Source organism: Clostridium sp. D43t1_170807_H7, assembly GCF_015555905.1.
Taxonomy (GTDB): Bacteria; Bacillota; Clostridia; order Clostridiales; family Clostridiaceae; genus Clostridium.
In genome coordinates this window covers 81,885-96,807 of the sequence record NZ_JADNLK010000008.1, presented here as the reverse complement: position 1 = coordinate 96,807, position 14,923 = coordinate 81,885, and the positions used below count along the sequence as shown (strand labels likewise).

Genomic DNA, 14,923 nt, shown 5'->3' with positions numbered 1-14,923 from the left:
CTTATACTAAAAATATAAGCCTATTTAGATTAATTATATATTATGCATTACTTTTATTCAATTAATTTGATAATCTATCTCATTTTTTATAAGTCTATCTTAACATTTTTTCTAATTCATATAGTCTAAATCTTTCTGGTTGTTGAAACTCTGCACCTGATGCTCTTTTTTCTATAAGCTTTTTATACTCCTCAAATTGTGCATCTCCTAGCTTTTTTCTTATTACATTTAACTCACACTCTTGAATATATTCTCTCTCTTCTTGAGACAGCACCATATATTGATTTAATTTCGAAATTATTTGATTTAAGTTTTCTTTCTCTTCTGTACTAATTAAATCATCATTTTTTTCAATAAATGCCTCTATTTTTTTTCCTTCTTCAGGTGAAAAAGCAAATGTTGACTCTATAAAACTATTTAAACTTAAATTAGTAATAATCATAAATAAAAGTATCTTTACATATTTTCCATACTTACGCATAATAAATCCACCTTTTACAAAAGATTTTATATACTTATTATTACCCTTTTACAGAATATTAATTAATATTACTTAATTAATATTATTAAGTTATTCTCTATTAATACTCTTAGTGAAAAGCTTCTCAAAATTCCCTCTTTAAAATCTAAAGTTATTTTATCTCCTTCTATAGACTTGACCTTACCATCTCCATATTGTCTATGATAAACAGTATCTCCTATTTTAATTCCATAATCTTCAACACTACTTTCCTCTTCTAATCCACTCTCCAAAATAAATCTAGATACATCACCAAATTTACCTCTAATAGTTTTAGGTGAAAATACATAAAGATTTTTAATAGCTCTTGTAATAGCAACATAGAAAAGTCTTCTTTCCTCTTCTAAATTATCTTCTATTGATGATTTATGTGGAATTGTTTCTTCTACACAGTTAATAATAAATACATTTTTAAACTCCATTCCCTTAACACCATGTATTGTACTAAGAATTACACCATCCTGAACTACTTTGCTTTTCTCTATTTCTTCTTTAACATTATCTACATGAGCCAAAAATTCTGTTATATTTCTAAATCCCTCTATTGCTCCTTTAAATTCTTCCAACACATCTTCTAAATCACTAAAATTTTGATTAAATTTACTTGCATATTCCCTTAAATAATCAATATATCCTAATGAAGATATTATATATTGTACAGCACTTCCCAATGAAATCTTATTAAGATATGCAATATCCTTCTTTAAATCATCTAATTTTTTTGCTTGAAATGGCGCAGTATCACTTTTATCTATAAGAATATCAAATACATTTTTATATTCTTTATAATTTCCTACATAACTTAAGTTACTTTTGCTAATATACCTAAATGGTTTATTTATTATAAAATTAAAAGCCTCTCTATTATACGGGTCTATTGATAGTATTAAATAATTTATTATATCTTTACATATAAAGTGCTCAAAAAAATTATATCCCTTATCTAATAAAACAAAGGGTATTTTTCTTCTTGTAAAAGTATCTATCAAACTTCTTGCTTCCATATTAGTTCTGTATAATATAGCATTATTACTATATTCTTCACCAACAAAACTTTTAACGATATTTACAATTTCCTCACCTTGTAAAAACTCATTATAAGGTTTCATAAATTTTACAATTCCTTTTTCAGATTCAAATGATAATATCTCCTTATTATTTCTACCCAAATTATTAGAAATTAGCTTTTTAGATATATCAATTATATTCTTTTTGCTTCTATAGTTTGTTGACAAATATACCTTTTCCCCATTAATAAAAGATTTATCAAACTCCACCATATATTCAGGTTTAGATCCCCTAAATGAATATATACATTGATCTTCATCTCCTACAGCAAATAGTTCATTTCCATCATTTATCATTTTTAAAAATTCTACTTGTAACTCGTCACAATCTTGGAATTCATCAACTAAAACATACTTAAACAGACTCTTATATTTACTTAATATATTAGAATTATTTTTAAATAAATATAATACTCTTACAGATAAATCATCAAAATCCCAAAGCTGTTCTTTTTCCTTTTGTTTTTCATATTGTTCATAGCATTCCTTAAAAATCTCCATAGACATTGATGGTGAAAACTCTTCTAATTTCCCTAATGATGTTTTAAACAATGATATATTATTTAAGACATCTCTAACTTTATCATCATTTACGTCATCAAAATATTTTCCTAATACACTTTTTACTATTCCATGCCCTTTGCCACCATCTATTATTTTTATATCAAAACCCTCCCTAAGTAAAATTTTATAAAACAAACCATGGAAAGTTCCAAAAAACGGAGCTATGTCCTTTTTAAAAATATTTTTGTATCTTGATTTCATATTTTCAGCTGCTGCTCTAGTAAATGTTATAACAATTATATTCCCAACCTTTACTTTTCTTTCTTCAATAAGATGATTGACTCTATTTATTATAACCGTTGTTTTTCCACTACCCGGAGCTGCTACTACCAATGTATTTTTACCTTTAATATTAATTGCTTTCATTTGGTAATTATCTAATGCTATCTTCATATGTTCTCCTTAAATTTAATATACTTTAATTATTACCACTATTATAATATAAATAACTATATTGTAATAATTTATATATAGATGTACAATATCTTTAGGTATTTTTCAATAAAGGAGATAAAAATGGAAAATTTAATGAGATTTGATGTTACTAATGAGAGAAATCTTACAATGCTTGTGGATTTTTATGAATTAACAATGGCTAATGGATATTTTAATAAAGGAGTACAAAATAGAATCGCATACTTTGATATGTACTTCAGAAGAGTACCTGATGGTGGTGGATACTGCATCATGGCTGGAGTTGATCAACTTATTCAATACTTAAACAATTTATCATTTACTGAAGGCGATATTAAATATTTAGAGGAAAAAAATATTTTTTCAAAAGAATTTTTAGATTACTTAAGAAACTTTAAGTTCGAATGTGATGTTTGGGCTATTCCTGAAGGAAATCCTGTTTTCCCTAATCAACCTTTAGTAACAGTTAGAGGTCCTGTTGTACAAGCTCAATTTGTAGAAACAATGATACTTTTAACTATAAATCATCAAACCTTAATAGCTACTAAAGCAAATAGAATTTGTAGAGCAGCTAATGGTAGAACAGTTATGGAATTTGGTTCAAGACGTGCACAAGGTTATGACGGCGCTATATATGGTGCAAGAGCTTCTATAATAGGTGGTTGTGACTCTACTGCTTGTACAATTGCTGACAAATACTTTAATGTTCCTGCGGTTGGTACAATGGCGCATAGCTGGGTTCAACTATTTGATACTGAATATGAAGCCTTTGAAGCTTGGGCTCAAACATATCCTGACAATTGTTCTTTATTAATTGATACTTATAATGTACTTAAATCTGGATTACCTAACGCTATTAAAGTTTTTGATGAAGTTCTAAAGCCACTTGGAAAAAGACCACAAGGAATAAGAATTGATTCTGGAGATATAACATACTTAACTAAAAAATGCAGAAAAATACTTGATGAGGCCGGTTATAGCGATTGTAAAATAATTGTGTCTAACTCTTTAGATGAACATATAATAAGAGACGTTTTATCACAAGGAGCTTGTATTGATGCATTTGGTGTTGGTGAAAGATTAATTACTGCAAAATCTGAACCTGTATTTGGTGGTGTTTATAAACTTGTAGCTGTTGAAAAAGATTCTACAATAATTCCTAAAATAAAGATTAGTGAAAATAGCGAAAAAATTACTAATCCTGGTTTCAAAAAAATATATAGATTATTCGATAAAAATACTAACACTGCAATAGCTGATATTATTTCTCTAAATAACGAAAAAATAGATGAAAATTCTGAACTTGAAATTTTCCATCCAATTCATACATGGAAAAGGAAAAAAATTAATAATTTCTATGCAAAAGAATTATTAGTTAAAATTTTCGAAAATGGTGAACAAGTCTACTCTTCACCTTCAGTATTAGAAATCAAGGAATTTTCTAAACAAGAAACATCTAAATTATGGCCTGAAATTTTAAGATTTGAAAATCCTCATACTTATTATGTGGACCTTTCGCAAGAGCTTTGGAATTTAAAACAAGAGCTTTTAATGGAAAAAGATCACTAAAAAATTTAATAGTCACTGATACTTTGTTTCAGTGACTATTATACTTACTCATCTTTATATCCAACATATGCTGGAATTATATAATCCAAATTTGTATCTTGTGAATACATAAAATCATCATCAATAATTTCTTTGAAAACAACTTTCTCTCCTACTAAATGCTCAACAAAAGGGCAAATTTCATTGTGATTTTTAGCCGGACTCATTGGACATTCATTACTACAACTTATCTTCTCCTTCTTACTTGACCAAAATGGACATTTACTCATAACCCATACCCCCACTTTATCTGAAAACGAAATCATAAGCCTATTATATACTATTTTTATACATAATTAAACCCTTATCCCATTTTTGCAATGTTTTATACTATTTATTTATAATATAACATATTTTTTCATTAAATCAATATTTTTATATTTTTTTGATAAAAAAATATCAATTTCCTCATAGAAGAAATTGATATCCTAAAACTATATATTCTATTTTTTAATAGCAGAGTTTTTAACAACTGATATTTTTATTATTTCATTTTGGAATGCTTTTAATAAAGCTTTTTCTAAAACTTTTTGTTGATCAAAGTTTTCGATATCTCTACATTCGGCAAAAACTTTATTTAATTCACCATCAACATTAGTATATGTTAATGTAACATAAGGCTTATCATATTCAACCTTTACTATTTTTAATCCCCAAGAAATTTGAGCATAATCACCCTCAAGCGTTAACTTAGTTAAAGATTTTAATTTTTCATTTTCAGCATTTGGATCATTAATTATTAATAACTCATCGCCAACTTTATATTTTGCCATATAATTTCTCCTCCTTAATATCTACACTAATTACAAATTATATTTTATGCAACTCATATAATAAATATGTAATTCTTACTCTTCTTATAAAATATCATAATTTGTATAAATTTACAATGAAATATTTCTGAATTTTCTTTCTTAATTGATAAATATTATTGACAGATAATTATAATTTTTAATATAATATTATTAAATAAATATAGGAAGGTGTACCTTATGGACGATATAATTCTAACTTTTAAAGAAAAAAAACTAAAATTAACACCTCAAAGATTAGCAGTTTACCAATATCTAAAAAGTACTAGTGAACATCCTTCTGCCGAAACTATTTATAAAGCTTTACAACCAAATTATCCTACTATGAGTCTTGCAACGGTATATAAAACTTTAAAAACTTTAGTAGAAATTGGTCTTATACAAGAAATCAATATTGGTGAAGGTAATTTTAGATATGATGGAAATTGCAGCGAACATGGCCATATTCAATGTATTAACTGTGGTAAGGTAGATGATTTACATGATATGGATTTCTCTCCTCTAAATAAGATGGTTGAGGAAAACACACATTATAAAGTTAAATGGAATAAACTTTTCTTTTATGGTCTATGTAAAGATTGTCAGTAGAATCCTCTACTGGCTTTTTTTATTTTATAGACGTATTTATTATATAGTATCTTCATATACTTAACTGAGGTGATACTATGTTCAATTTTATAACAGTAAAAAAGAATACTTTTATAGCTTTCATTATAATAATTTTTATAATATGTGTAAGTATAACAACTATAATTAATACATATTCCAAAAACACAGAAACTCTATCTAATAAATCTTTGGAAAACAATAAGGAATATGACTTTGATTCCGATGGTGAAAATGATCAATTAACAATTATTTCAACTAATTCGACCTACTCAATAAAAATCAAAAATTCTATTGGTGAAATATTATTAAAGAGTAATGAATTTGATTACTCTTTAATAGATATAACTTCTTCTTGCAATATAAATATTTCCTACATAGATTTAAATCGAAATAAAATTCCTGAACTAATTATTAGCGGTTTTAAAAATAATAAACCTACTTTTTATATATTCCAATGGAAAGATAATACTTTTCAAGAAGTTCTTTTTTCGCAAAATAATATTTTAGGAATTTTAGATTATAACAATTCAAGAACCCCCAAAATATATATAACTAATTCAACTACAGGTGATAAAGGTACTAATGGATATATATTAAATGCTAATTCAATAAAAGATATTACATTTAGCAATCCAACAATCCCATCCTTAGGTAACATTCAAACACTTATTAACCTTATTGAAGCTGATTATGAACTAGACGATGCTCCAGATATATTTACTGCATATATTCCAAGCGAAGAACTAGGAATCTTATGGAATTTAGATAAATCTACTTATCGCTATTCTTTTCAAAAAGGTTATTTCTATGATATATCATGGGATGATTCAGGAAGAGCAACTTCAATATATTGGATACTTTCATTTGAAAAAGTTAATTTTATTGATTCAGACAGCAGCCCTAAAGAGCTTACTATGTATGTAAAAGCAGAACTAGAGGAGTCAGATGAATATAAAATATCTTCCATAATAAAAAACTAAATAAAAGGCCGCTAAAAAAGCGGCCTAAAAGGGGGATGGGGGGGTTTAGCTTCAATGAAGATTTCTCTTCATTAGCTATAGGAGAATACTCTCCGGTACAGTAATAGTATTAACCTTTCTGCCGATTTTATTCATATATTACTACTAATAATATTAATCATCAAAAGCCCCATCATTATACATCAAAATAATCTTATCTATAAAAGCTCCTCTTTCTCCATTTACAATACTTCTAATAGCCTTTAACATTTGCATATTCTCATCATTCCTATCAATATTCTCATCTAAAATACTATTGTTAACACTCTTAGTTTCTTCCTCTTGATCTTTATGGTCCACTTCTTTATTCACATTGCTATTATTACTACTTTGATTCATAGAAGTTGCCATTGGATTCATATTTCCCATTATATTTCCTAAATTTAAATTATTAAAATCAAATCCTTGTGTATTCATAGATTGCAACAAACTATTTATTTGACTCATATCTATATTTCCGAACATACTGCTTAATAATTGATTAGGATTTATTCCAAATGGTCCATTATTATATGTTTGTCTATTATTCATAGTATTATTGGCATTATTAATATTTGCATTATTTCTATTTTCACTTGCAACTTCACTCCTAGTATTGCCTCTGCTCTTATGCTTACGCTTGGACATATAGCTTCCTCCAATTAATTTCTTTATTCCATTATATGTAATTAAATAATATATGTTTATAAATTAAGACATTTTTTTGGAGGGTCATAAGACCCTCCATCCTCTTAACTAGCAGCAACAGTTACTTTCACAGCAGCAATTGTTTCCTACGTTTCCTGCATTACCATATCCTCCAAATAGGCTGCCATAGGATCCACCACATAGTAAGAATAATAAGATTATTAAATATGAACAGTTGTTATTAAGAAGTCCTGAACCACAAGCAATTAGTAAGAATATAATTGGTGCTACACAATTGTTTAATCCACCAAATATATTTCCACAGCATCCACCATTATTTGCTACAGCATTATTGCAGCAGCAAGGTTCACAACAAGGTTCACAACAACATTTATTGTGTTTTTTCTTTGACATAACTATTCCTCCTTCCTACTAAATTATATTAGGTTACCACAAGATGCGAAATTGTTACCGCAAGATCCGAAATTGTTACCACATCCGAAGCTACCATTACATAAGAATAGGATAACTAGTAAGAATAAATATCCTCCACCACAATTTCCTAATCCACCAAAGAAACCATTATTTCCATAGTTTCCAGAATTTCCACAACAGCAGTTATTATTTGTGTTGCAGCAGCATCCTGTATTTCCGCCATATCCACTATTTCCGCCTTGTCCAGCGTAGAATAGAATTAATAATATCCATATCCAGCTTCCAAAGCCACATCCACAGCCGCAATTATTGAAGCCTCCAAAGCAGTTACAACTTGAATCAGTTGGAGGACAGCTTGGACATTCAATGTCATTTAATTCATCAATCATATCTTGCATACTAGGCATATTAACATTCCTCCTAAGGATTTGATTTTTTTTGTTTTTATACTATATACTATTCTTCTCAATGTTATTTGACACTATTTTTATCTTTATAATGATATTTTCTCTTAAAATTTATTAATTTTAATTTTCATGTCTCCCTAACATTTTCTCCTCTCTACTAATTATTCTAAATCCATCTTAAATGTGATAAATATTATCAAAATAAAATAGCTACCCACATCTGGGTAGCTATTTTACTAAACTTGAGCCTCTTCTGATAAATCTTCAAATATATTATCTATTAACTCATCTTTACCTTTTTTATTTAAAGATGAGAAGAAATAAAATTTATCAGTACTTCCAAGGCCTAATGTCTCTTTTATTAATTTTCTACTCTTAGCAAGATCATTATTAGAAAGCTTATCACTCTTTGTTGCAATAACTATACAATCATAATCAAAATGCTTTATCCATTCATACATCATAATATCATCTGCTGTAGGCTTATGTCTTGAGTCAACTAATAATATAACTCTCTTTAACTCTTCCCTATCTGTCAGATACATCTCTATAGTTTTTCCCCAACTTTCCTTTTCCTTTTTAGACACCTTAGCATATCCATATCCAGGTAAATCTACTAGATAAAAATCATCATTTATCAAGAAAAAGTTTATAAGTCTTGTCTTACCAGGTGTTTGAGATACCTTAGCAAGTTTTCTTCTGTTTGTTAAAGCGTTTATTATAGAACTCTTACCTACATTAGATCTTCCAACGAAGGCAATTTCATTTCTACCGTCAATTGGATATTGATTTCTCTTAACAGCAGATATAATAAACTCAGATTTTTTAATTATCACTTTTATCAACTCCGATTAATGCATTTTTTAATACCTCTTCAACATTATCAGCAAATATTAAATTTAACTTACCTTTAATTGATGATGGTATTTCATCTACATTCTTTTTATTTTCTTTTGGTAAAATAATAGTATCAATTCCTATTCTATGTGCAGCTAAACACTTTTCTTTAACGCCACCTATAGCTAATACTCTTCCCGTTAAAGTAACTTCTCCAGTCATAGCTATATTTCCTTTTACCTGCTTTTTAGATAAAGCAGATACTAACGCAGTAACTAATGTTACACCTGCTGAAGGACCATCCTTTGGAACTGCTCCTTCTGGTACATGAATGTGAATATCATTTTTCTTATAGAAGTCAGAGGCTATTCCATATTTATCACTATTAGCTCTTACATAACTATAAGCAGCCTTAGCTGATTCTTGCATTACTGAACCTAATTGACCTGTTAATTCAAGTTTACCATTTCCTTTCATAACAGCTACTTCAACCGGTAATGTATCTCCACCATATGCTGTCCAAGCAAGACCAGTAACAACTCCTATTTTATCTTTTTTTTCTTCATTTTCAAACTCAAATACAACAGGACCTAGATATTTCTCTAACTTACTTGAAGAAACTGTTAAACTTTTCTTTTTGCTCTTAATTAACTCGGTAATAGCTTTTCTAATTACTTTATTAATTTGTCTTTCTAAAGTTCTAACACCTGATTCTCTAGTATATCCATTTACTATCTCTTTTATAGTATTATCTGAAATTTTTATTGTTTTTTCATCAATTCCATACTCTTCCATAGCCCTCTTAAGCAAATGATTTTTAGCAATATGGAATTTCTCTTCATAAGTATACCCTGAAACCTGAATTATTTCCATTCTATCAAGCAACGCTCTAGGAATAGTATCTAATGAATTTGCGGTAGTAATGAAAAGAACATTAGATAAATCAATAGGAACTTCCATATAGGCATCTCTAAATGTTTTATTTTGATTTTGATCTAAAACTTCTAATAAAGCATCAGCTGGATTACCTTTATAGTCTGCACTTAATTTATCAATTTCATCTAATAAAATCAATGGATTATTTACTTTAGCTTCTTTTAAAGCATAAACTAGTCTTCCTGGCATTGCACCAATATAAGTTCTTCTATGACCTCTTATTTCAGCTTCATCACGAATTCCTCCTAAGGAAATTCTTACAAATTTTTTATTCAAAGATTTAGCTACTGATTTAGCTATAGAACTCTTCCCTACCCCTGGAGGACCAACTAAACATAAAATAGGACCCTTTAAAGACTTAGTATATTGTTTTACGGCTAGATACTCTAAAATTCTTTCTTTAACTTCTTCCAATCCATAATGCTCTTCATCAAGTATCATCGAAGCTTTTTCTATATCAAAGGAATCCTTAGTAGACTTATTCCAAGGTAGTGCAACCATCCAATCTAAGTAACTTCTAATGTTATTTCCATCACTTGAATTAGATGATTTCAATCTTGATAACTCGTATTCTGCTTTTTCCTTCACTTCTTTTGGCATTTTAAGCTTCTTTAATTGATTACTGTATTTATTGAACTCTCTCTTTTCTTCATCTTCTCCAAGCTCTTCTTGAATAGCCTTAATTTGTTCTCTCAGGAAATATTCCTTATTACTTTTATCAATCTTAGTTTTTACTTTGTTACCTATCTCTTTTTCTATTTCAACTATTTGTATTTCCTCATCAATGAAAACAAGTAATTTTTCTATTCTCTCATGAACATCAATAGTTTCTAATATTAACTGCTTCTTTTCATCCTCTAACTGTATATATGCAGCAATTAAATCTGTAACTTTTCCTAAATTTTTTTCCTGCTCCATCATTTGAAGAACTTTACTATCGTCACCTTCTGTTGCATGTATATATGCTGCAAATGCTTTACCAAGTTGATTTCTAAATGCTAAATCTTCATTAGTTTCAACACTTCTTTCAGCTTCTGATATTTTTTCAACAACCCCTCTTAAGTGATTATCTTTTTCTTCAAACTCTAATAATGTAGCTCTCTCTATACCTTCAACTAAAACTCTTGTAGTTCCTTTTGGAAGTTTAAGTATTTGTTTTATTTTGCATATAGTCCCTATTGAGTACATGTCCTCTTTTTCAGTTGGTAATTCAACCTCAGGATCTTTTTGCGTAACTAAAAATATTTTACCCTCTTGTAACATTGCTTCTTCAAGTGAAGCAATAGACTTTTCTCTACCAATATCAAAATGTATAATCATATTGGGAAAAATAGTAATACCCCTAAGAGGAATTAACGGTAATAAAATTGAATCTGTATTCATTTTCCCCCTCCATTCTAAATATCATCTTATTAATACATTTAACTTTTCTATTATACACATAAACACGCTTTTTTTCAACTTTATACTCAAAATAACTAAACTGTTCGTTAGAGCTTGAATGCCGTGATGACGAAAATTAATGATATTCCCTACAGAAATTGTGTAAATTTCCTCCGATAATATCATTAATTTTTCTCTATCACTAGCTTTTAAGCTAAAAGATACAATTTTATGCGGTAACCACCTTAAAAGAAAAAATTTGTAGCACAAAACATTAACTATAAAGTGACACGTTATAAGCAAATACATCGAAAAAGAAAAAATGAAATATTAATTTGGAGGGAACATTGAAATTGAACCGTAGAATTTAATAATTGATGAAATAAAGTTGCGTTAAGAAGTTTTTACTGTTTGAGCGAAGTAAGTTTAAAAACTTTAGCAAACTTTACTGAATCAATTATATAAATTCTAGGTGAAAATTTCACTTTTCCCGGAAAATAAATATTTCATTTTTTCGACTCCATGTGGTGCTCAATATCATTCAATTACTCTTTTCCTTTTGCTGATAAGATATCTATTTTAGAATTTAGAGCATCTATTATACACAAATCTAACACCTCTTTAATATGTTTAACTTTAATTATTGATATTCCATCGTATTCACAAAAGCTGTCATTCCAATTTGCCTCTGGGATTAACACTCGTGTTGCCCCTGCTTTTTTAGCTGCTAATATTTTTGCATTAACGCCCCCAATAGGATTAACCGCACCTAGAAGACTTATTTCTCCAGTCATTGCAACTTTACTGTCAATAGGCTTTTTTACTATAGCACTATAAACAGCACTAGCAATTGCTATTCCAGCAGATGGTCCATCCACTGGAATTCCACCTGGTATATTTATATGAATATCATACTGTTCACATTTTAAATCAAAAATATTGTTTAAAGCTGTTAATACATTTTGTATTGAGGAGTATGCTGTACTTTTTCTCTTAATTTTTCTATTATTCATGGTAATCTCTTCTTCTTCAATAATTCCAGAAATTTTAAGCTCGCCTTTTCTATCTGCTATCTTTCTAGCTGTAGCTTCAATTTCCATTAATATCCCTATATTAGCTCCATGTACTGCTAATCCATTAACCACTCCAATTTGAGATTTCTCAGGAACTCTTATCTCTGGTATTTCAGTATATTGACCATTTTCAATAACCCATTTTATATCATCTTCCGTAATATTTTCTCTATCTTCATTAATAGCAATTCCTGCACATAACTGAACCAAATTAACTACTTCTCTACCATTAGAGCAATGTCTACTAATAATATCCAATCCTTTATCTGTACTCTTTAATCCAACACGCTCTATAGCCCTACTTCCTATCTCTCTTATTTCATCAGCCTGTAACCCCTTAAAAAATACTTCTACACATCTAGATCTTATAGCAGGAATAATTTCTTCAGGGCTTCTAGTTGTTGCACCTATAAGCCTAAAATCTGCTGGTAATCCATTATCAAATATTTCTTTTATAAAAGTAGGCATATTAGGATCTTCTGAACTATAATATGAACTATCTAAAAATACTTTTCTATCCTCTAACACCTTCAATAATTTATTCATTTCTATAGGATGTAATTCACCTATTTCATCTATAAACAATATTCCACCATGAGCTTTTGTAACAGCTCCTGGTTTAGGTTGCGGTATTCCTGCTACCCCTAAGGCTCCAGCCCCTTGATAAATAGGATCATGAACTGAACCTATTAAAGGATCTGCTATACCTCTTTCATCAAATCTCATAGTTGTAGCATCAATTTCAACAAATTTGGCATCTCTTTTAAAAGGCGACTTTTCCTTTTTTTTAGCTTCTTCTAATACTAATCTAGCTGCAGCTGTTTTTCCTATTCCAGGCGGTCCATAAATAATAACATGTTGGGGATTAGGACCACATATAGCAGCTTTCAATGCTTTTATCCCTTCTTCTTGTCCTATAATATCATCAAAGTTAATTGGTCTACTCTTCTCTGTTAAAGGTTCTGTTAACTTGACTCTTCTCATTTTAAGAAGTTTTTCCATTTCCTTCTTATTTTCTTTATCTACTACTACCGTTCTAGAATGATTCGCTTTATTACTATTAAATAAATATATTATAAATAGAATCATCATTATAAATTGTAGGATTATCATTATTTCATTCATAAAGTTCTACCCTCCACTTTTACAAACTCTATTTCTATTATTAACCTTTAATAATTGTATTATTCCATAATTAGTGGTAATTAATTATAATTTTTCTAGTAGAACTAATAATAAAAAAGTAAAAACAAAAACACCTCTAGAAATCTAGAGGTGTTTTATTATGCGGTTTCCATACCTTTTCTTTTTTTAGTTTTTTTAGATTTTAAAACTGGTCTAACTTCATTTTCACCTAATCTTACTAATTCGGGTAATTGCTTAGATTTAATCGTTGCTTCAGTAATAATAACTTTACTTATATTCTCGTCCGATGGAACATCAAACATAACATCAATCATTATATCTTCCACAATTGCTCTTAATCCTCTAGCACCAGTTTTTCTTGCGATAGCTTCATCTGCAATAGCCTTAAGTGCATCCTCAGTAAACTCTAATTCTACATTGTCAATCTCAAATAACTTATTATATTGTTTAACTAATGCATTTTTAGGTTGACTTAAAATATTAATTAAAGCATCTTGATCTAAAGATTCTAAAGAAACTACCATAGGTAATCTTCCTACAAACTCTGGTATTAATCCAAACTTTAATAAGTCTTCTGGAAGAATATTTTTTAGAGCTTCTCCTACATCTTTAGTTTCCTTAGATTGAATTTCAGCACCAAATCCCATTGTGCTTACTCTTGTTCTCTTTTGAATTATTTTCTCTATACCATCAAAAGCTCCACCACAAATAAATAATATATTTGAAGTATTAATTTGAATAAATTCTTGATGCGGATGCTTTCTTCCACCTTGTGGGGGAACAGAAGCTGTTGTTCCTTCCAAGATTTTTAATAAAGCTTGTTGAACTCCTTCTCCTGAAACATCTCTAGTTATAGATGGGTTCTCAGATTTTCTAGCAATTTTATCTATCTCATCTATATATATTATTCCTTTTTCTGCTTTCTCAACATCATAATCAGCATTTTGGATTAGCTTAAGTAAAATATTTTCAACATCTTCACCTACATATCCTGCCTCTGTTAAAGTTGTTGCATCAGCTATTGCAAACGGAACATTTAAAAACTTAGCCAATGTTTGAGCTAATAATGTTTTACCTGATCCTGTTGGTCCTAATAATAATATATTACTCTTTTGAAGTTCAATATCATCATCTATCATATTAGCTTTAACTCTTTTATAATGATTGTAAACAGCAACTGATAGTGCTTTTTTTGCCCTATCCTGCCCAATTACATATTGATCTAAATATGCTTTAATTTCTGTTGGTTTTGGTAATGCTGTAGTATCTAATTCTACATTGTCTTCAAATTCATCTTGAATTATGTCAGAACACAAATCTATACACTCATCACATATATACACCCCAGGTCCAGCAATTAACCTTTTTACTTGATCTTGATTTTTACCACAAAATGAACATTTTAATTGCTTTTTATCTTCAAATTTAGCCATAACATCACCTCACTTTGGCTCATCCCGCCAAAA

The 14,923-nt window shown here is 28.9% G+C and carries 14 protein-coding genes; 3 read left to right on the top strand and 11 right to left on the bottom strand.

From position 1 onward, the window contains the following. Window positions 1-94 precede the first annotated feature (94 nt). Both I2E98_RS06915 and I2E98_RS06910 read right to left on the bottom strand, forming a co-directional pair. Window positions 95-481, bottom strand: coding sequence for a hypothetical protein (locus I2E98_RS06915; RefSeq protein ID WP_195468222.1), 387 nt, complete (start codon window positions 479-481; stop codon window positions 95-97). A 68-nt stretch (window positions 482-549) separates the two neighbouring features. Next, entirely contained in the window at window positions 550-2,544 is a 1,995-nt protein-coding gene (locus I2E98_RS06910) for an ATP-dependent helicase (protein ID WP_195468221.1), read from the bottom strand. A gap of 123 nt (window positions 2,545-2,667) precedes the next feature. Between I2E98_RS06910 and I2E98_RS06905 the strand changes: the two genes are divergently transcribed. After that, window positions 2,668-4,134 carry a nicotinate phosphoribosyltransferase gene (locus I2E98_RS06905; RefSeq protein WP_195468220.1) on the top strand — a complete coding sequence of 489 codons (1,467 nt, stop codon included), beginning with the start codon at window positions 2,668-2,670 and terminating at the stop codon, window positions 4,132-4,134. A 44-nt stretch (window positions 4,135-4,178) separates the two neighbouring features. On the opposite strand, the gene I2E98_RS06900 is transcribed toward I2E98_RS06905, so the two are convergent. Next, a complete protein-coding gene (locus I2E98_RS06900) occupies window positions 4,179-4,403 on the bottom strand; it encodes a hypothetical protein (RefSeq protein WP_195468219.1) in 225 nt (74 codons plus the stop codon). A gap of 213 nt (window positions 4,404-4,616) precedes the next feature. Then, on the bottom strand, window positions 4,617-4,946 hold the full coding sequence (locus I2E98_RS06895; RefSeq protein ID WP_195468218.1) for a hypothetical protein: 330 nt from the start codon (window positions 4,944-4,946) through the stop codon (window positions 4,617-4,619). A 219-nt stretch (window positions 4,947-5,165) separates the two neighbouring features. On the opposite strand from I2E98_RS06895, the gene I2E98_RS06890 reads away from it, so the two are divergent. Beyond that, window positions 5,166-5,573 (top strand): Fur family transcriptional regulator, encoded by a 408-nt coding sequence (locus tag I2E98_RS06890; protein ID WP_195468217.1) that lies wholly within the window; start codon window positions 5,166-5,168, stop codon window positions 5,571-5,573. Between the two features lie 77 nt (window positions 5,574-5,650). Further along, a complete protein-coding gene (locus I2E98_RS06885) occupies window positions 5,651-6,574 on the top strand; it encodes a hypothetical protein (protein WP_195468216.1) in 924 nt (307 codons plus the stop codon). A gap of 153 nt (window positions 6,575-6,727) precedes the next feature. Here the strand turns inward: I2E98_RS06885 and I2E98_RS06880 are convergent, their stop codons facing one another. The 7 genes from I2E98_RS06880 to clpX all read right to left on the bottom strand — a co-directional run bounded on the left by I2E98_RS06880 (window position 6,728) and on the right by clpX (window position 14,890). Further along, window positions 6,728-7,240, bottom strand: coding sequence for a hypothetical protein (locus tag I2E98_RS06880; protein WP_195468215.1), 513 nt, complete (start codon window positions 7,238-7,240; stop codon window positions 6,728-6,730). 108 nt (window positions 7,241-7,348) lie between these two features. Continuing rightward, window positions 7,349-7,654: a hypothetical protein gene (locus tag I2E98_RS06875; RefSeq protein WP_195468214.1), complete on the bottom strand. Its 306-nt coding sequence runs from the start codon at window positions 7,652-7,654 to the stop codon at window positions 7,349-7,351. Window positions 7,655-7,677: 23 nt separating this feature from the next. Further along, window positions 7,678-8,082 carry a hypothetical protein gene (locus I2E98_RS06870; protein WP_243251005.1) on the bottom strand — a complete coding sequence of 135 codons (405 nt, stop codon included), beginning with the start codon at window positions 8,080-8,082 and terminating at the stop codon, window positions 7,678-7,680. 236 nt (window positions 8,083-8,318) lie between these two features. After that, window positions 8,319-8,918, bottom strand: a complete 600-nt coding sequence (gene yihA, locus I2E98_RS06865; protein WP_195468213.1) for a ribosome biogenesis GTP-binding protein YihA/YsxC — start codon at window positions 8,916-8,918, stop codon at window positions 8,319-8,321. After that, window positions 8,908-11,238, bottom strand: coding sequence for an endopeptidase La (lon, locus tag I2E98_RS06860; protein ID WP_195468212.1), 2,331 nt, complete (start codon window positions 11,236-11,238; stop codon window positions 8,908-8,910). The genes yihA and lon overlap by 11 nt, the downstream gene beginning before the upstream one ends. Window positions 11,239-11,783: 545 nt before the next feature. Next, complete coding sequence (gene lonB, locus I2E98_RS06855; protein WP_195468211.1) at window positions 11,784-13,436, bottom strand: ATP-dependent protease LonB; 1,653 nt, start codon at window positions 13,434-13,436, stop codon at window positions 11,784-11,786. Between the two features lie 158 nt (window positions 13,437-13,594). Then, the gene (gene clpX, locus I2E98_RS06850; protein WP_195468210.1) at window positions 13,595-14,890 is read right to left on the bottom strand and encodes an ATP-dependent protease ATP-binding subunit ClpX; all 1,296 of its coding nucleotides are present in this window, start codon (window positions 14,888-14,890) and stop codon (window positions 13,595-13,597) included. Window positions 14,891-14,923: the final 33 nt, after the last annotated feature.